Source organism: Yoonia sp. KMU-150, from assembly GCF_056858355.1.
On the sequence record NZ_JBXEQF010000001.1, the window covers coordinates 579601 to 595768 of the forward strand.

At 63.3% G+C, this 16168-nt stretch carries 18 protein-coding genes; 12 read left to right on the forward strand and 6 right to left on the reverse strand.

What is annotated here, in order from left to right; all coding sequences use genetic code 11:
• The first annotated feature begins 185 nt into the window (after window positions 1-185).
• Window positions 186-1124 carry a transcriptional regulator GcvA gene (gene gcvA / locus AC04PH_RS02525; protein WP_483064169.1) on the forward strand — a complete coding sequence of 313 codons (939 nt, stop codon included), beginning with the start codon at window positions 186-188 and terminating at the stop codon, window positions 1122-1124.
• 56 nt (window positions 1125-1180) lie between these two features.
• On the opposite strand, the gene AC04PH_RS02530 is transcribed toward gcvA, so the two are convergent.
• From AC04PH_RS02530 to AC04PH_RS02540, 3 genes are all read right to left on the reverse strand, one after another.
• Window positions 1181-1348: a YdcH family protein gene (locus tag AC04PH_RS02530; RefSeq protein ID WP_483064170.1), complete on the reverse strand. Its 168-nt coding sequence runs from the start codon at window positions 1346-1348 to the stop codon at window positions 1181-1183.
• Between the two features lie 121 nt (window positions 1349-1469).
• On the reverse strand, window positions 1470-2168 hold the full coding sequence (locus AC04PH_RS02535) for a tRNA1(Val) (adenine(37)-N6)-methyltransferase (RefSeq protein ID WP_483066135.1): 699 nt from the start codon (window positions 2166-2168) through the stop codon (window positions 1470-1472).
• A 46-nt stretch (window positions 2169-2214) separates the two neighbouring features.
• Window positions 2215-2430: a putative signal transducing protein gene (locus AC04PH_RS02540; protein ID WP_483064171.1), complete on the reverse strand. Its 216-nt coding sequence runs from the start codon at window positions 2428-2430 to the stop codon at window positions 2215-2217.
• Window positions 2431-2485: 55 nt separating this feature from the next.
• Here AC04PH_RS02540 and AC04PH_RS02545 point away from each other — a divergent pair, with 55 nt between their 5' ends.
• A complete protein-coding gene (locus tag AC04PH_RS02545; RefSeq protein ID WP_483064172.1) occupies window positions 2486-3484 on the forward strand; it encodes a polyprenyl synthetase family protein in 999 nt (332 codons plus the stop codon).
• On the opposite strand, the gene AC04PH_RS02550 is transcribed toward AC04PH_RS02545, so the two are convergent.
• The 3 genes from AC04PH_RS02550 to AC04PH_RS02560 all read right to left on the reverse strand — a co-directional run bounded on the left by AC04PH_RS02550 (window position 3481) and on the right by AC04PH_RS02560 (window position 7837).
• Window positions 3481-4344 (reverse strand): 4-(cytidine 5'-diphospho)-2-C-methyl-D-erythritol kinase, encoded by an 864-nt coding sequence (locus tag AC04PH_RS02550; RefSeq protein ID WP_483064173.1) that lies wholly within the window; start codon window positions 4342-4344, stop codon window positions 3481-3483. The two genes, AC04PH_RS02545 and AC04PH_RS02550, sit on opposite strands and share 4 nt — an antisense overlap.
• Before the next feature lie 6 nt (window positions 4345-4350).
• On the reverse strand, window positions 4351-6039 hold the full coding sequence (locus tag AC04PH_RS02555) for a tetratricopeptide repeat protein (RefSeq protein ID WP_483064174.1): 1689 nt from the start codon (window positions 6037-6039) through the stop codon (window positions 4351-4353).
• Between the two features lie 148 nt (window positions 6040-6187).
• The gene (locus AC04PH_RS02560) at window positions 6188-7837 is read right to left on the reverse strand and encodes an electron transfer flavoprotein-ubiquinone oxidoreductase (protein ID WP_483064175.1); all 1650 of its coding nucleotides are present in this window, start codon (window positions 7835-7837) and stop codon (window positions 6188-6190) included.
• A 218-nt stretch (window positions 7838-8055) separates the two neighbouring features.
• Between AC04PH_RS02560 and greA the strand changes: the two genes are divergently transcribed.
• The 10 genes from greA to AC04PH_RS02610 are packed head-to-tail and all read left to right on the forward strand — an operon-like array spanning window position 8056 to window position 16015.
• A complete protein-coding gene (gene greA, locus AC04PH_RS02565) occupies window positions 8056-8526 on the forward strand; it encodes a transcription elongation factor GreA (RefSeq protein WP_483064176.1) in 471 nt (156 codons plus the stop codon).
• A 10-nt stretch (window positions 8527-8536) separates the two neighbouring features.
• Entirely contained in the window at window positions 8537-9523 is a 987-nt protein-coding gene (locus AC04PH_RS02570; RefSeq protein WP_483064177.1) for a hypothetical protein, read from the forward strand.
• A gap of 1 nt (window position 9524) precedes the next feature.
• Window positions 9525-10454 (forward strand): AEC family transporter, encoded by a 930-nt coding sequence (locus tag AC04PH_RS02575; protein WP_483064178.1) that lies wholly within the window; start codon window positions 9525-9527, stop codon window positions 10452-10454.
• A gap of 42 nt (window positions 10455-10496) precedes the next feature.
• Window positions 10497-11327 carry an S-formylglutathione hydrolase gene (gene fghA, locus AC04PH_RS02580; RefSeq protein ID WP_483064179.1) on the forward strand — a complete coding sequence of 277 codons (831 nt, stop codon included), beginning with the start codon at window positions 10497-10499 and terminating at the stop codon, window positions 11325-11327.
• Window positions 11324-11776, forward strand: coding sequence for a YaiI/YqxD family protein (locus AC04PH_RS02585; protein WP_483064180.1), 453 nt, complete (start codon window positions 11324-11326; stop codon window positions 11774-11776). Before fghA ends, AC04PH_RS02585 begins: the two co-directional genes overlap by 4 nt.
• Window positions 11773-12723 (forward strand): DMT family transporter, encoded by a 951-nt coding sequence (locus tag AC04PH_RS02590; protein WP_483064181.1) that lies wholly within the window; start codon window positions 11773-11775, stop codon window positions 12721-12723. The genes AC04PH_RS02585 and AC04PH_RS02590 overlap by 4 nt, the downstream gene beginning before the upstream one ends.
• Before the next feature lie 55 nt (window positions 12724-12778).
• The gene (locus tag AC04PH_RS02595) at window positions 12779-13402 is read left to right on the forward strand and encodes an HAD family hydrolase (RefSeq protein ID WP_483064182.1); all 624 of its coding nucleotides are present in this window, start codon (window positions 12779-12781) and stop codon (window positions 13400-13402) included.
• A complete protein-coding gene (locus AC04PH_RS02600) occupies window positions 13399-14310 on the forward strand; it encodes an ornithine cyclodeaminase family protein (protein ID WP_483064183.1) in 912 nt (303 codons plus the stop codon). The genes AC04PH_RS02595 and AC04PH_RS02600 overlap by 4 nt, the downstream gene beginning before the upstream one ends.
• Entirely contained in the window at window positions 14307-15098 is a 792-nt protein-coding gene (locus tag AC04PH_RS02605; RefSeq protein WP_483064184.1) for a phytanoyl-CoA dioxygenase family protein, read from the forward strand. The genes AC04PH_RS02600 and AC04PH_RS02605 overlap by 4 nt, the downstream gene beginning before the upstream one ends.
• Window positions 15098-16015: an alpha/beta fold hydrolase gene (locus AC04PH_RS02610; RefSeq protein ID WP_483064185.1), complete on the forward strand. Its 918-nt coding sequence runs from the start codon at window positions 15098-15100 to the stop codon at window positions 16013-16015. Before AC04PH_RS02605 ends, AC04PH_RS02610 begins: the two co-directional genes overlap by 1 nt.
• The last annotated feature ends 153 nt before the right edge of the window (window positions 16016-16168 follow it).

The following is a 16168-nucleotide window of genomic DNA, read 5'->3' on the forward strand; positions in this document are numbered from 1 at the left end:
GCAAAGCCGCACCTCGTTCGGCGTGGGCGATGCGGTAGGCGTTTGCTTCACGGGTGTTGCGTGCTGTCTCGATCATGGTTCAAATCCTTTGAGAGGTTTCGGCGTTTGACTATAATATGGCGTTTGGAATGCTGCATCGCAAACGAGACTTTTCATCACTTCGGTTAAGCTGTATTTAACTGAATATGTCTGATCGACTGCCATCCCTGACCGCATTGCGTGCCTTCGAGGCCGCGGCGCGCCATATGTCGTTTGCGCAGGCTGCGGCGGAATTATTCGTCACGCCCGCGGCGCTGTCCTATCAGATCAAGTCGCTTGAGACCGATCTGGGTCAGCCGCTTTTCCACCGCCTGAACCGCGCTGTCGCGTTGACGGAGGCCGGGCGCACACTTGCACCGGGTGTGGCGGACGGGTTTGCGTCGCTGACGGCAGCATGGAGGAACACCCGGCGTTTGACGAATACCGGCGTGCTGACCGTCACGGCCGGGCCTGCATTCACGTCGAAATGGCTGGCGCCGCGCATGTACGATTTCGCACAGGCCCACCCCGAGGTCGAGTTGCGGTTCGCAGCCGGGCTGCGGGTCGCTGATTTTGACCGGGACGCTGTCGACGTGGCCATCCGTTTCGGTGTCGATGCCGATCCTGCGCTTTATACCGACCCGCTCATCAAGGAATGGGCGACGCCGATGATGACCCCTGAAATCGCCGCCGGCTTACGTGATCCGGCTGATCTGACGGGTGTAACGCTGATCCATGACAATTCGCTGTCGGGGTTTCGCACACCTTCGGACTGGGCGGCGTGGTGCCGCGCGGCAAAGGTGGATGTCGACACGGCACACGGCCCGCAGTTTTCACAAGCCGACCACGCGCTCGATGCGGCGATGGCCGGTGCGGGTGTCGTTCTCGGGCGGGTCTCGCTGGCGACGCGCGCCTTACAGACCGGCCGTCTTGTGGCACCGTTCAGCCTTGGCCTTGTGATCGAGGCGCAGTTCAGGTTCGTGTGCCCGAAAGGCCACGAGAAACGCCCGCATGTCGCGGCATTTCATGAGTGGGTAAAAAAAGAAATCCAGGCCACGAAATCATTCGAGGCAGGCCGCACATTTGTGAGGGCTGTGGACCTTTGATCGCTGTCGTGCGCCGGGAAGCGACGCTGGCGAACGCCGCCAGCGCCAATAGCTGGTCAGTGCGCGGCGAGGCGCGTGATTTCTTCCTTGAGCATAAGCTTCTGCTTTTTCAGCTTCGCAATTTCAAGATCGTCGGTCGCGGGAGAGCGTTGCAGCGCCTCGACCGAGGCAGAGAGGTTTTCGTGTTTCTTCTTCAGTTCCTGCAAATGCGAACTCAAGCTCATGGTCGTCCTCCTCTGAAGTGTGAAAGTGCATTCATAGCACCATAGTTGGAACGATCTGTCACGCCGCGGGGCAGCATTGCCGATCTGTCAGCGATGCTGTGCCGAAAGGATTGCCATTTCGTTAAGCAGCACTGTCCAATCCCGCGCCATCGCGCAAAATCGCGTTGATCTGCGGGGTATAGCTTTCGCGGTCGCCGTCATGGGTCGGGTGTTCGTGCATCAAAAGCGGGGGGCGCATCATAAACGGCGCCCGCCCGCCATGTCGCGCCTGCAGCAAAAACAGATCGGGTGCGCGGTTCGGTCGCGGCATGATCGGCAGAACGATGACCGACCCGAGCCTGCCCTGCAGGTGGGACAGCACTTCTGGCAGGCGGGTCATGTGCTGGATCATCGTCAGATACCCTTTGGGCGCGAGCCGTTTGGCGGCGACGTCGATCCAGTCAGCCAGCGGTGTGTCGCCCGACAGCGCCAGATCGCGGCCTGTGTCGCTGGCGGCGGTGCCCCGCGCGCGGTCGAAATATGGCGGGTTCATCATGACGTGGTGAAACTGGCGCTGGCGCAGATCGGGCGGAAGTGCGCGCAGATCGGCGTTCACGATGCTCATGGCGGGACCATTCCGGGCGGCGAGTGCGGCATACGCAGGCTGCACCTCGACCCCGGTTTGGGACAGTCCGCCGACGCGGGCACCGAGGCAGAGCGATGCGACCCCCGCACCGCAGCCCAGTTCCAGAACGCTTTGCCCCGCTTTCGCTGGCACGGCTGCCGCCAGCAGGACGGCATCGATTCCGGAGCGAAATCCGCGCGCGGGTTGCCAGGCCATGACCTTGCCGCCCAGAAAGGCATCGCGGGTCAGATCGGCACTGTCGTCACCGGCCAAGGTCGATCTCGTTGTCGCGCATGACGCTTTCGGCCAGAAACAGATCGCGGTCGGCGACCATCAAGCGCCGCGGCAATATGCCTATGCTGCCTTCCAGCACGCTCATATTTACGTCGAATTCAAAGAAGGTTATACCCTCGCCATCCAACAGGGCGCTGGCAAAGGCGATGACGGTCGGGTCGTTTGTGCGCAGAAGTTCTTTCATAATGATGACCTAGGGCGGGCCGCCGCCTTTGTCTATAAACACGCCGGGATCAGTGATGAGTCTTGATGTTGCAGCCACGAAACCGCACGAGCAACTCGCCGCGGCGCTGGCCGACGATCTGAGCGCCGTCAACGCGATGATCCGCGCGCGGATGGCATCCGAACACGCGCCCCGCATCCCCGAAGTGACGGCGCATCTGGTCGAGGCGGGCGGCAAGCGGCTGCGCCCGATGCTGACGCTGGCGGCGGCGCGGATGTGTGGCTACGACGGACCTTATCATGTGCATCTGGCCGCGACGGTGGAGTTTATCCACACCGCCACGCTGTTGCACGACGATGTGGTCGACGAGAGTAACCAGCGGCGCGGGCGGCCAACGGCCAACCTGCTGTGGGACAATTCGTCGTCGGTGCTGGTCGGTGACTACCTGTTCGCGCGGTCGTTCCAGCTGATGGTGGAAACCGGATCGCTGCGGGTGCTGGATATTCTGGCCAATGCCGCCGCGACGATTGCAGAGGGCGAGGTGCTGCAACTGACCGCCGCTGCTGATATCACCACCACGGAAGAGACCTACCTGAAAGTCGTGCGCGGCAAGACGGCGGCGCTGTTCTCCGCCGCGATGGAAGTGGGCGGAGAGATCGCCGGGCAGGACGCGGCCACGAAACAGGCGCTGTTCGACTATGGCGATGCGCTGGGCATCGCGTTCCAGATCGTGGACGATTTGCTGGACTATGGCGGCAGTGACGCCATCGGCAAGAACACCGGTGATGATTTCCGCGAGCGTAAGCTGACACTCCCGGTGATCCGCGCAATCGCTGCCGCGGATGTGACGGAGCAGGCGTTCTGGACGCGGACCATCGGCAAGGGCCGACAGGAGGACGGCGATCTAGAACAGGCGCAGGCCCTGCTCGCCAAACACGGCACGATGGACAGCACGCGCGATACCGCGATCGAATGGGCTGGCCGCGCGCGTGCATCGCTGTCTGCCGTTCCCGAACACCCGTTGCGGACCATGCTGGAAGACCTGTCCGACTACGTCGTGGCGCGGATTACCTAGACGCTCAGGATGCGGGCGGGCGTGACCCACCAGCCCATTTCGGCCACCTGAATGACCCGTGCGACCTGCCGCGCGGTCGCCATATCCCTGACCAGTGCCACACATGTCGCCCCGGATCCGGACATTCCGGCCCATGCGACGTTTGGTATCTTGCGCATCCGGGTCAAGGCGTGCGCAATTTCGGGCACGATTGTGGTTGCCGGGACCTGCAGATCGTTGCGTTGCTGGTCGAGCCAGCCGATGAACCCGTCGAAATCAAGCTGTGCGGCCAGATCGGACATGCCCGGATTTGTCTTCGATTGAAGCGCGGCGAAGGTCGGTGCCGTGGGCACGGCGATTTTCGGGTTCACAAGAACAGCGGCACAGCGCGGCAGGCGCGGCACCGGCGTCACGGTATCGCCGATACCCTGCATACGCTGCGGTGCGGGACCGGCAAGGCAGACGGGAACATCCGCGCCGAGCCGCGCGACGGCATCGTCCTGCGGCGTCAGCGGGGCGACGTTCCAGACCTGCGCCAGAACGGTGAGCGCGGCTGCGGCATCCGCCGATCCGCTGCCGACACCTGCCGCGTGGGGCAATTGTTTTTCAAGGGTGATATCCGCGCCCGCGGTCACGTTGCGCAGGCGGCGCAGGGTTTCGGCGGCGCGAATGACAAGGTTTGAATGATCGGTCGGCACGCCTTCTGCAAACGGCCCCGACACGCTGAGCCGCAGGTCCGGCGCGGGGCGTATCGACAGGGTATCGCTGGCGTCGGCGAAAACGACGAGACTGTCCAGAAGGTGGTAGCCGTCGCCGCGCTGCCCGGTGACATGCAGCGTCAAGTTCAGCTTGGCCGGAGCCTTGATCGTCTGCAGCATCATTGCCGATCAGTCATCGCTTGCGACGCGAACAGGCTCTGCACCTTCCTCGATCAACACGGCATCGAGACCGACGTCGAGCTTGCGGCGGATGCGGATGGCTTCGTCCTCTTCGGGATCAAACGACAGTGCGCGTTCCCACTGAAACTGCGCTTCGATTTCGCGACCGACGGCCCAGTAGACATCGCCCAGATGGTCGTTGATCACAGGATCGACCGGTTCCAGCGACGCCGCGCGTTCCATCGGTTCGACCGCGTCCTGATAGCGGCCCAGCTGAAAATAGACCCAGCCGAGACTGTCGACGATGGCCCCGTTGTCGGGTTGGGCCGCGACGGCGCGTTCGATCATGTCGAGTGCCTCGTCCAGCTTTTCGCCGCGCTCGACCAGTGAATATCCCAGAAAGTTCAGGACCTGGGGCTGTTCGGGATTGATCGCAAGCGCGGCGCGAAAGTCAGCCTCTGCCTCGGGCCACTGATCGAGCATGAAATAGGTGATCGCGCGGGTGTAGTGGACGAACCACAAGGCTGGGTCATCCTCCGGATAAAGGTCCAGCGCCTGTGTATAGGCCGCGTTCGCGTCCTGATCACGATCCATCTGCCGCAGGACGTCGCCGGTGGCGGCATAGATGCGCGGCGTTTCGGGATACTGGCGCGAGAGCGATTGCAGCACCTCGACGGCGGCGGCGAAGTTTTCAGCCTTGCGCAACGCTTCGGCACGGCCCAGTTCCGCCTCGATATAAGCGGGGTCGTCGGGTGAGACTTGCGCGAAGGCCGCGCTCGACATTTCGTAACGGCCCAGATCGTCGAGCAGATCCGCCGCCACCATCAGGATTTCGGTATCGTCGGGGCGCAGGGCCTGCGCGGCACGCACGTAAAGCAGGGTATAGCCGTCAGGCGTCTCCCCCCGCAGGGCGCTGCCGACAAGAAAGAACACCTCGCCCAAACCGTCGCGTGCGCTGCGCACCATGTCGTAGGGCAGGGTATCTCCGGCCTCCAGATCGGCGCGCATCTTTTCCAGCCGGGTGTCGAGCCTGTCGCCGAAGACCGCGTCGATCAGGGCGATAGCGTCCGGGTTCCGGTCAAGCTGGCTGAGGATCTGCGCCAGTGCAATCGCGCTGCGCCGGTTGTGGCGGACGCCCCCGTCCGGTGAGAGCGACAGCAGCGCCTCCGCGCCTTCGAAATCGCCGACGGAGGCGAGCGCCTGCGCCTTGTGCAACAGGCCGTAGGCGCGCAGACCCGGGGCATCTATCACTTCGTCAAAGCTCATCAGGGCCTTGTTGACCTTGCCTTCGCCCATATGCGCCCAGGCCTGTGCCAGACCGTCGACCAGCGGGCCGACGGAATGTCCAGCCTCCAGCGCCTCGAAGATCGCGACCCAGTTGTCGCTCCGGGCGGCGTCGACGTTGCGCACGATATTGGCGACCTGGCTTTCGATACCGTAGTCGACCATCGCGTCCGCGATACTGGCCGCGGCGTCGATATTGCCGAGTGACAGGTGCGACGCCATCGTGCCTTCGAGCAGTTGCGGATTGGACGGGTCCGACAGCAGGGCATTGCCGTAGTAGCGGGCCGCCGCGACGTAGTCGTTGGCGAAATCGGCCTGCCGCGCCGCAAGATACGAGCCAGGGTCGCTTTGCGCGTGAAGCGGGCCCGCGAGCATCGCCAGAACACCCGTCGTCATCGTGAATTTTCTGAACATGCCCAATGCCCCCGTTTGGTTCAGGCGGACCCTAGGGGAGGGTGCGAATCTGCGCAATTGCCCGATTGCCGCAGGCCGCAAAAGCTGCGGGATCGTGCCGAGAGCGGCGGGGCCTTGCCGAGGTGGGGGGCGCGACGCCCCCCGGCCGCTACATATTCGGGTAGTTCGGACCGTCGCCGCCCTGCGGCACGGTCCAGGTGATGTTCTGGCTCGGGTCCTTGATGTCGCAGGTCTTGCAGTGGACACAGTTCTGGAAATTGATCTGGAATTTCGTATCCACGCCCTCGCCCACGAATTCATAGACACCCGCCGGGCAATAGCGCGCCGAGGGACCGGCATAGGTCGGCAGGTTCACGTCGACCGGGATCGACGGGTCCTTGAGCTTGAGGTGTGCGGGCTGGCTTTCCTCGTGGTTGGTGAAGCTGAAGGCGACGTTCGTGAGCCGGTCGAACGACAGCTTTCCGTCGGGCTTGGGGTAGTCGATCGGCTTGTGCTTGCCTGCGGGCTCTGTCGCTGCGGCATCGGACTTGCCGTGCTTGAGCGTACCGAGCAGGGAGAAGCCGAAGGTGTTGGTCCACATATCCATGCCGCCGATGCCCAGCGACGCCAGCAGCCCGTATTTCGACCAGAGCGGTTTGACGTTGCGCACGCGGAGCAGGTCGGTGCCGATCGGCCCGTCGCGGACCTCTTTTTCGTAGGCGGTCAGTTCGTCACCCTGACGGTGCGCCTTGATCGCGTGGTGCGCGGCCTCTGCCGCCGCGATCCCCGACAGCATGGCGTTATGGTTGCCCTTGATGCGCGGCACGTTGACCATGCCCGCCGAACAGCCCAGCAGCGCGCCGCCGGGGAAGGTCAGTTTCGGCATGGATTGGTAGCCGCCCTCGGTGATCGCGCGCGCGCCATAGGCCACCCGCTTGCCGCCCTTCAGTAGTTCGGCGACCATCGGATGGTGCTTGAACCGCTGGAATTCCATGTAGGGGAAGGTGTGCGGGTTCTTGTAGCCGAGGTGGACAACGAAACCCACGTAGACTTGGTTGTTGTCGAGGTGGTAAATGAACGATCCACCGCCCGCGCCGGTTTCCGACAGCGGCCAGCCCATGGTGTGGGTGACGGTGCCTTCTTTATGTTTCTCCGGGTCGATTTCCCAGATTTCCTTCATGCCGAGGCCGTATTTCTGAACGTCGGCGTCCGCATCCAGATCGTATTTCGCGATCACCTGCTTCGACAGCGATCCACGCACGCCTTCGGACAGGAAGACATATTTGCCGTTCAGGATCATGCCGGGTTCGTAGTTAGCCCCCTTGGTGCCGTCGGATTCGATGCCGAATTCACCGGCGACCACGCCCTTGACCTCGCCATCGTCGCCATAGACCAGTTCGGAACAGGCCATGCCTGGGAAGATTTCCACGCCCAGTTCTTCGGCCTGTTCGGCCATCCAGCGGCAGACGTTGCCCATCGACACGATGTAGTTGCCGTGGTTGTTCATCAGCGGCGGCATGGCGAAGTTCGGCACGCGCAGTTTGCCCGCCTCGCCCAGCATGTAGAAGTTGTCGGCCTTGACCGGCACGTTCAGCGGCGCGCCCTTGGCCTTCCAGTCCGGGATCAGCTTGTCGAGGCCGGACGGGTCGAGCACCGCGCCGGACAGGATATGCGCGCCCACTTCGGACCCTTTTTCCAGCACGACGACGTTCAGATCGGCATCGAGTTGCTTCAGGCGGATCGCCGCAGACAGGCCTGCGGGCCCGGCGCCCACGATGACCACATCGTAATCCATTGCTTCGCGTTCGATTTCGGCCATGGTTGGTATCCTTTGCTTGCGTCCGGGGGCAGCGCCCGCATCAATCATGAAATCAGTTGCAAACCGACCTAGCGCAAGTGCCATGACTGGGCAATCGGGACGCCACGACAAAACCGCCGATCCGGCCCGCAAACACGGGCTTGCCCTTGACTTTCCGATGGCAGACTAATGTATGAACGTCCGATTGACACCAAACAGCCCCGGAGGGGTGCACGCGCATGGAAAAGATACCTTTGACACGGACCGGCTTCAACAAGCTGGATGCGGAGCTCAAGCACCTCAAATCGGTGGAACGTCCGGCGATCATCCGCGCCATTGCGGAGGCGCGCGAGCATGGTGATTTGTCGGAAAATGCCGAGTATCATTCCGCCAAGGAAAAGCAGTCATTCATCGAAGGCCGGGTGAAGGAGTTGGAGGGCGTGATCTCGCTCGCCGATGTCATCGACACGGCCAAGATGTCGGGCAACGTCAAGTTCGGCGCGCATGTCACGCTGGTCGACGAGGATACCGACGAGGAAAAGACCTATCAGATCGTCGGCGAGTACGAGGCGGATATCGAGGCCGGGTTGCTGAACATCAAGTCGCCGCTGGCCCGTGCATTGATCGGTAAAGAGGAAGGTGACAGCGTCGAGGTGCGCACGCCGGGTGGTGACCGTGCCTACGAAATCCTGTCGATCGCCTACAAGTAACCGGTCGCCGATGGCACGCACCCCACAGCCGCAACCACCCGCCAAATCGGCGACGTCCCGCGCTGAGGTGATCGCGCTGGCATTGTCGGTCGGCTGGATGCTGGTCGTCGGGCTGTTCTTTCTGGTACTTCCGCCGACCGGTGATGCGGCGTCATTCGACAGTCTGCGGTTCGTTCTGACCCTGATGGCGATTTTTCTGCCCGTGGCGATGATCTGGGTGGCGGTCGCTGCCGCCCGGTCCGCGCGCGTCATGCGTGAAGAGGCACAGCGCTTGCACACCGCAATCGACGGGATGCGCCAGACCTATCTGGCCGAACGTCAGGGGCGTCCCGCCGGGGCCGCGATCGAACCCACGGTCGAGAAGAAGCTGAACGAGATCGCTCAAGCGACCCGCAAAACGGAAACCGCGCTGGCGACCTTCACATCGTCGCGCGAGGCGCAGAAACTCGTCACCGAACGCGCGAAAGCACCGCAGGACGACCAGCCCGCGCTGGCGCTGGGCACCTCTGCTGATGACATCACGCCGCCGCTGCTGAATTCCGATCTGATCCGCGCGCTGAACTTTCCTGACACTGAACAGGACACCAAGGGGTTCGCCGCGTTGCGCCGCGCGCTCAAGGATCGCAGTGCACGGCAGTTGGTGCAGGCCAGTCAGGACCTGCTGACGCTGCTGTCGCAGGACGGCATCTATATGGACGATCTGCGCCCCGACCGTGCCCGCCCCGAATTGTGGCGGCGTTTTGCGCGTGGCGAACGCGGGCGGCCGATGGCGGCGCTGGGCGGGGTGCGTGACCGGTCGTCGTTGGCGCTGGCGGCGGGGCGGATGCGCGAGGACACGATCTTTCGCGATGCGGCACACCATTTCCTGCGCAAGTTCGACCAGATGCTGCAGGCGTTCGAGCCGCAGGCCAGCGACGAGGAGATCGCCGCGCTGTCGGAAACCCGCACCGCGCGCGCCTTCATGCTGATGGGGCGGGTGACGGGGGCCTTCGACTAGCGTGCTGGCCATATTCCTGCAAACGCTGCCGTTCTTTGCCTTGATCGCATTGGGATACGGTGCGGCGCGCACGGGGTTCTTTACGGCGGAAGCGACGGCGTATCTCACGAAATTCGTATTCTATTTCGCCCTGTCGGCGATGCTGTTCCGCTTTGCCGCGAACCTTTCGCTGGCGGACATCTTCGACCTGCGGTTCGTGTTGGCCTATTTCGGCGGCACGTTGTTCGTCTATCTGATCGCGACCCTCGTGGCGCTTTTGCGTGGGCTGACGGTGGCCGAAGGCGCAGTCGAGGCGCAGGTCGCCGTGATCGGGAACGTAGGCTTTCTGGGCATTCCGATGCTGGTCCTGCTGCTGGGCCAAGACGCCATCGGCCCGGTGATGATGGTGCTTGCGGTCGATCTGATCTTCTTTGGCAGCCTGATCGTGATTCTGATCACCGGATCGCGCGACGGGCGGGTCAGTTTCGGGATCCTGCGTACGGTCGGGCTGGGATTGTTGAAGAACCCGATGATCATGTCGATGGGGCTTGGGCTGCTGGTGTCAGGCTTCCGTTTGCCGATCCCGGTGCCGCTCAACGAATTCGTGACGATCCTGGGCGGGGCGGCGACGCCCGGCGCACTGTTCGCCATCGGCGCGTCGCTGGCCAGCAAGTCGGCGGAACGGCTGGCCGTGGCAGGCTGGCTGACGCTGTGCAAACTTGCGCTGCACCCGGCGGCGGTGGCCGTAGCGGCGTTGTTCGTTTTTCGGGTCGAACCCTATGCTGCTGGTGTCATGATCGCGGCGGCGGCCCTGCCGGTCGCGGGCAACGTCTATATGATCGCGCAGCACTATGGCGTGGCACCTGCGCGCGTCTCCGCCGCGATCCTGGTATCCACGGTGCTGAGCGTGCTGACGGTTTCCGGTGTGATCGCATGGGTGACAACGCTTTGAGGCTGGGATAGCCATTGGGCGAAAAGCGAAGGAGCGCCGCCCATGAAAACTGTATCCGAAAACCGCTGCCATGGCGGCACGCAGGGGGTCTATACCCACGCCTCTACCGCGACCGGGACCGACATGACTTTCGGGCTGTTCCTGCCGGAAGAGGCGGCGCACGGGCCGGTACCTGTGCTGTGGTATCTGTCGGGCCTGACCTGCACCCACGCCAATGCGATGGACAAGGCCGGCGCGCAGGGCTGGGCGGCGGAACAGGGGATCGCGCTTGTGTTTCCCGATACCTCGCCACGGGGCGAGGGCGTCGCGGACGACGACGCTTTCGATCTGGGGCAGGGTGCGGGATTCTATCTGAACGCCACGCAGGACCCGTGGGCTGCGCACTTCAGGATGTGGGATTACGTGGCTGACGAGTTGCCTGCGTTGCTGGGCGACAGGTTCCCGCTCGACATGGACCGGCAGGCGATCACCGGGCATTCGATGGGCGGGCACGGTGCGCTGACATTGGCGATGGGCTTGCCGGGGCGGTTCCGGTCGGTCTCTGCCTTTGCCCCGATCTGTCATCCGACGCAAAGCGACTGGGGCCGCAAGCAGTTCAGCGCCTATCTGGGTGAGGATGAAAGCAAATGGGCCGCCCACGACGCGACCCTGCTGATGCGGGACGATGGCTTCGACGGGCCGATCCTGATCGACACCGGCACCGACGATCAGTTCGGCAATCTGTTGGGGACAGAGCATCTCGCGCAGGCGATCGCCGCGCAACGGCAACCGGCGCAGATCCGGCTGCAAAAGGGCTACGATCATTCGTATTTCTTTGTTGCGACCTTCATGGAAGATCATGTCGCCTTCCATGCCGAGGCGCTTTACGCATGATCTACGTCGATGCCGACGCCTGCCCGGTCAAGGCCGAGGTCGAACGTGTCGGCACGCGCCACAAGGTGCGGATGTTCATCGTATCGAACGGTGGTTTGCGGCCGTCGCAGAATCCGCTTGTCGAAACCGTGATCGTGCCGGACGGTCCCGATGTCGCCGATATGTGGATCGCCGATAGAGCGACGGTGGGCGACGTGGTGATCACCGGGGATATTCCACTGGCCGCGCGCTGTGTCGAGAACGGTGCGCTTGTGCTCAAACACAACGGCGAGGCGCTGACGCAGGCCAATATCGGCAACGTGCTGGCGACCCGGGACCTGATGGCGGACATGCGCGCGGCCGATCCGTTCCGGCAGGGCGGCGGAAAACCGTTTTCCAAGGCTGACAGGTCGCGGTTTCTGGATGCGCTGGAAACCACGTTGCGTCGCGCCGCGGCGGTGCGCAGGTGACCGGCTGGCTAAGTGCACTGCGCCCGGCGCAACTGGGGGCACTGTCGGCGCTGCTGGCGGTCGCCTTCTTTTCCTTCAACGACGTCATCATCAAGTTCGTGAGCGGCGACTATGCCCTGCATCAGGTCGTGATGATCCGGTCGCTGATCGGGTTCACGATCATCTGTGGTTTCATCATGCCGCTGACCGGTGGCTTGCGCGCGTTCCGCACCCGCAGGCTGGTTGCGCATCTGCTGCGGGGCATGTTCGTCGTCTTCGCCAATATGCTGTTCTTTCTGGGTCTCGCGGCGATGCCCTTCGCCGATGCGGTCGCGATTTTCTTCATCAGCCCGCTGCTGATCACTGCCTTTTCGGTCGTATTCCTGCGCGAGGTCGTGGGGCCGTGGCGCTGGGCGGCCATCGCAACCGGGTTCGTCGGCGTGCTGGTGGTTATGCGCCCCGGCACCGGTGCGTTTCAACTGGCGTCGCTGCTGCCTCTGGGGGCTGCGTTCTGCTACGCCTCCCTGCACATGCTGACCCGCAAGATCGGCGGCACCGAAAGCGCCACGACGATGGCGCTCTATATTCAGCTGACCTTCGTGATCGTGGGTGTCGTCGCCGGTCTGCTGATCGGCGACGGGCGGTTCGACACCTTCGACGATCCGTCGCTGTCGTTTCTGTTCCGTTCTTGGGTCTGGCCCGCCGTCGCCGACTGGCCGCTCTTCATTTTACTGGGCAGCGGCATCGCATTTGCCGGGTTTTTCATCAGTCAGGCCTACCGTGTGGCGGAAGCGGCGGTGGTCGCTCCGTTCGAGTATCTCGCAATGCCACTGGCCGTCGTCTGGGGTATCGCCGTGTTCGACGAATGGCCCGATGCGGTGACATATGCGGGCATCGTGCTGATCGTCGGATCGGGACTGGTGACCATATGGCGCGAGCAGCGGCAGGCGGCGATTCTGCGCCGCTGACTGGACGGCGCGGCCCCAACCGGTAGAGTGCGGACAGCCATCAGGGAGCCCACATATGTCCGACATCAAGGCCGTTGTCTTCGACATCGGCAACGTGCTGATCGAATGGCAGCCGGAACGCTACTTCGACAGGGTGGTCGGAGAGGACCGCCGCCGTGCGATGTTCGACGCGGTGGACCTGCACGCGATGAACGACCGCGTCGACCGGGGCGAGAATTTTCGCGATGTGGTCTATGCGACGGCAGCGCAGTATCCGGAATTCCGCGAGGATATCCGCCGCTGGCACGACGATTGGCTGGCGTTGGCGACACCGGAGATTTCACATTCCGTGCGCTTGCTGCGCGCCCTGCGCATCAAGGGTGTGCCGGTCTTCGCGCTGACAAATTTCGGCGTCGAAACCTTTGCGCTGGCCGAGCCGGTGTATCCGTTTCTGGCTGAGTTCGACAAACGCTACATCTCCGGCCACATGAAATGCGTGAAACCGGATGCGCGGATTTATGAGATGGTCGAGGAGGATTGTGGCGTGCCGCCCACGGCCCTGTTGTTCGCGGATGACAGACAGGAAAACCTCGATGCCGCCGCCGCGCGTGGCTGGCAGACGCATCTGTTCGACACGCCGCAGGGCTGGGCCGACCGGCTGGTCGCCGAAGGATTGCTGACACCGGAGGACGCGAAATGACCGTCATAATCCCCTTTGCCGAGGGTGAGGCCAATCTGGATTGGCTGGCTCTGACAGATGCGCTTGCCGCGGGTCACGATGCCCCGGCCGCCGAGGTCGAGGACGTGTTTCTTTACCGTGACGACAACACATTGCTGAACCGGTCCGCCTGGATCGCGGGGATGGGTCTGGCGGTGAAATGCGCAACCGTGTTTCCCGGCAACAAGGCTGCGGGCAAGCCGATGATCGGCGGCGCGGTGAACCTGTTTTCGGATGATGACGGTAGGCTGGAGGCGATCCTCGATTTTCATCTGGTGACCAAATGGAAAACCGCCGGTGACAGCCTGCTGGCAGCGCGTCGTCTGACCCGCCCTGACAGCCGCAACATCCTGATCGTGGGGGCGGGGACTGTCGGACGGTCGCTCTATCAGGCCTATAGTGCTGCCTTTCCCGATGCTGCTTTCACCGTGTGGAACCGCTCGCCGGAGGGCGCGCAGGCCTTTCAGGCGGACCTGCCGGACGTGACCATCGCCGACGACCTGGAAACTGCCGTGCGCGCGGCCGATATCGTGACATGCGCCACGATGTCGACCGAACCGGTGATCCGAGGCAACTGGTTGCAGCCCGGCCAGCATATCGACCTGATCGGCGCCTATCGCCCCGATATGCGCGAGGTCGACGATGCGGCGCTGCTGCGGTCGCGCGTATTCGTCGATAACCGCCACACCACCGTGGGTCACATCGGAGAGCTGAAAATCCCGATCGCGGCAGGGATCATCGAAGCGGATCATGTGATCGCGGATTATTATGCGCTGGACCGGTTTCAGCGTCATAGTGATGACGAAATCACCCTGTTCAAGAACGGCGGCGGCGCGCATCTCGACCTGATGACAAGCCGCTACATTCTGGATGCGTGGACTGAGAAATGACGATGACGGAAGAGCAGATCGCCGATTTCCAGCGTGATGGGGCCGTCGTTTTGCGCGGCGTATTCGCCGACTGGATTGACGTGATGGCCGACGGTGTGGCGCAGAACATGGCGGACCCGGGTCCCTATGCCTCTGAGAATGCGGTCACACAGGGTCGGTTTTTCGACGACTACTGCAACTGGACCCGCATCACGCCGTTCGAGGATGTGGTGCGCAAAAGCCCGGCGGCAAAGATCGCGGCGCAGGCGATGCAATCGCGGCGTGCGCAGTTCTTTCACGATCATGTGCTGGTGAAGGAACCCGGCACGCCAAAGCCTACGCCATGGCATCAGGACGCGCCCTATTATTTCGTGACCGGTGAACAGACGGTCAGCCTTTGGATTCCGCTCGATCCGGTCAAAGAGGCGTCGTTGCGGTTTATCGCGGGATCGCATCGCTGGGACAGGATGATCCGTCCGGTCAGTTGGGCCGACGACAGCGATTTCTACGACAGCGGCGACTGGACCCCGGTGCCGAACCCGGACGCCAACCCCGAAAACCAGCGCGTGCTGGAATGGGCGATGGAACCGGGCGATGTCGTGCTTTTCGATTTCCGCACTGCACATGGCGCGCGTGGTAACACCGCGCAGGCGCGGCGGCGGGCACTTTCATTACGCTGGGTCGGCGACGACGCGCGTTATGTCACACGGCCGGGCCGCACGTCGCCGCCGTTTCCGGGACACGGGATGCAGGACGGTGATCGTCTGCGGACCGACTGGTTTCCGATCATTCAGGAGGGGCAGGACTGATGGGCTGGATCGTTCTGCTGATCGTGTTCTGCGGCATCGCGGCGCTGCCGTTCGTTCTGGAACAGGCGCGTAGCCCGATCACATCCGCGCAGCGCAAAGCGTCTTCCGGGCGAACCGTCCGGCTGTCGCAAGGCGTCACGCATTACCGCTGGATCGGTCCGGTCCGCGGACCGGTGGCCGTGATGGTGCATGGGTTGACGACCCCCTCCATCGCGTTCGACGATCTGGCTGCCGGGATCGGTGCGCTGGGCTACCGCGTTTTGGTCTATGACCTCTACGGTCGCGGGTTGTCCGACGCGCCTGCGGGCCGGCAGGACCGTGCGTTTTTCCTGCGGCAACTCGATGATCTGCTGCAGGATCAGAGTGTTGCCGAGGATATCACGCTTGTCGGCTATTCCATGGGCGGGTCGATTGTCACGGCGTTTGCCGCAGCGCACCCCGAACGGGTCAAGCGGGTCATCCTGCTGGCGACTGCCGGTGTCGATACGCGCGAGAGCGGGTTTTCAGCGTTCTGCCGTCGTGTTCCGGTGATCGGTGACTGGGTGCATCACGTGATCGGCGCGCGGCGGATGAAGCGCGGCTTGGCGACGGGTGGAGAGGCCCCCCCGGCCGTGCGCGCGGCGCAGGAAGCGGAACTGGACCGGCGCGGTTTTCTTGGTTCCGTGATGTCCAGCCGCCGTGGGGTGCTCGATGAAACGCTGGAGCAAGAACACCGCGCGTTGGGCCGTGCGGACGTGCCGGTCGTTGCGGTCTGGGGCGGGCAGGACGAGGTGATCCCGATCTCGGCGATGGGCCGGCTTGCCCAGTGGAACCGCAGCGCCAGACAGGATGAGGTCAAGCATGCAGGTCATGGTCTGCCCTTCACCCACGCGTCCGACGTCATGAAAATCCTGACGGATACGTTCCGGGAAAGTTAGTGCTGTGGATTGGCCCTGCGCTGTGCGTTGAGGCGACCCATACGGCGTACGGCGACTGGTTTCTTGTAGGATGGCGATGAATTGGACCGCCGTGCGGGTCAGCTGTCGTGATCAATTGGTCAAAAACTGCGATCCGCTAGAGCGACACCCGGA

Bases quoted from the DNA above. Each gene is read 5' to 3' on its own strand.
- gcvA (WP_483064169.1), top strand. From the start codon at position 186: ATGTCTGATCGACTGCCATCCCTGACCGCATTGCGTGCCTTCGAGGCC.
- AC04PH_RS02530 (WP_483064170.1), bottom strand. From the start codon at position 1,348: ATGAGCTTGAGTTCGCATTTGCAGGAACTGAAGAAGAAACACGAAAAC.
- AC04PH_RS02535 (WP_483066135.1), bottom strand. From the start codon at position 2,168: ATGGCCTGGCAACCCGCGCGCGGATTTCGCTCCGGAATCGATGCCGTC.
- AC04PH_RS02540 (WP_483064171.1), bottom strand. From the start codon at position 2,430: ATGAAAGAACTTCTGCGCACAAACGACCCGACCGTCATCGCCTTTGCC.
- AC04PH_RS02545 (WP_483064172.1), top strand. From the start codon at position 2,486: ATGAGTCTTGATGTTGCAGCCACGAAACCGCACGAGCAACTCGCCGCG.
- AC04PH_RS02550 (WP_483064173.1), bottom strand. From the start codon at position 4,344: ATGATGCTGCAGACGATCAAGGCTCCGGCCAAGCTGAACTTGACGCTG.
- AC04PH_RS02555 (WP_483064174.1), bottom strand. From the start codon at position 6,039: ATGTTCAGAAAATTCACGATGACGACGGGTGTTCTGGCGATGCTCGCG.
- AC04PH_RS02560 (WP_483064175.1), bottom strand. From the start codon at position 7,837: ATGGCCGAAATCGAACGCGAAGCAATGGATTACGATGTGGTCATCGTG.
- greA (WP_483064176.1), top strand. From the start codon at position 8,056: ATGGAAAAGATACCTTTGACACGGACCGGCTTCAACAAGCTGGATGCG.
- AC04PH_RS02570 (WP_483064177.1), top strand. From the start codon at position 8,537: ATGGCACGCACCCCACAGCCGCAACCACCCGCCAAATCGGCGACGTCC.
- fghA (WP_483064179.1), top strand. From the start codon at position 10,497: ATGAAAACTGTATCCGAAAACCGCTGCCATGGCGGCACGCAGGGGGTC.
- AC04PH_RS02585 (WP_483064180.1), top strand. From the start codon at position 11,324: ATGATCTACGTCGATGCCGACGCCTGCCCGGTCAAGGCCGAGGTCGAA.
- AC04PH_RS02595 (WP_483064182.1), top strand. From the start codon at position 12,779: ATGTCCGACATCAAGGCCGTTGTCTTCGACATCGGCAACGTGCTGATC.
- AC04PH_RS02600 (WP_483064183.1), top strand. From the start codon at position 13,399: ATGACCGTCATAATCCCCTTTGCCGAGGGTGAGGCCAATCTGGATTGG.
- AC04PH_RS02605 (WP_483064184.1), top strand. From the start codon at position 14,307: ATGACGATGACGGAAGAGCAGATCGCCGATTTCCAGCGTGATGGGGCC.
- AC04PH_RS02610 (WP_483064185.1), top strand. From the start codon at position 15,098: ATGGGCTGGATCGTTCTGCTGATCGTGTTCTGCGGCATCGCGGCGCTG.